Raw genomic sequence first — 589 nt, forward strand, 5'->3', positions numbered from 1 at the left:
GCGAACAGACCGAACCACGCCACATTGCCCTGGCCGAAGGGAATGATGATCGCCGCCGCCAGCAACGGGCCAAACGCGGAGCCGGCATTGCCGCCAACCTGAAAGGTCGATTGCGCCAGACCAAACCGGCCGCCCGAGGCCAGTCGCGCCACACGCGAGGCTTCCGGGTGAAAGGTCGACGAGCCGATACCAATCAGCGCCGCCGCCAGCAAAATCAGTGGGAAGCTGCCGACCACCGACATCATCAGAATACCGATCAACGTACACACCGTGCCCGCCGGCAACAGCCACGGTTTGGGGTGGCGATCAGTGTGATAACCGACCCACGGCTGCAACAGCGACGCGGTCAACTGGAAGGTCAAGGTGATCAGGCCGACCTGGGTGAAGGTCAGGCCATAGTTGGCTTTGAGCATCGGGTAGATCGACGGCAGAACCGACTGGATCAGGTCGTTGATCAGATGCGCCAGCGCCACCGCGCCGATGATGCGCATCACCAAGGGGCTGCTTTGCGGAGCAGCGGTCGCCGAGGCAGCGGCGGTCTGAACGTTGCTGATAGCCATGGAAAATTCCGGACAGCAGATGGGTGCCC

General features: G+C 62.6%; 1 protein-coding gene. It reads right to left on the reverse strand.

What is annotated here, in order from left to right:
• On the reverse strand, nt 1–560 hold a 560-nt coding region (locus D6877_RS30210), incomplete at its 3' end, for an MFS transporter (RefSeq protein ID WP_130909563.1).
• Between the last annotated feature and the right edge of the window lie 29 nt (nt 561–589).

The organism is Pseudomonas sp. Sample_9 (assembly GCF_004307535.1).
In the GTDB taxonomy this organism is placed as follows: domain Bacteria; phylum Pseudomonadota; class Gammaproteobacteria; order Pseudomonadales; family Pseudomonadaceae; genus Aquipseudomonas; species Aquipseudomonas mercuritolerans.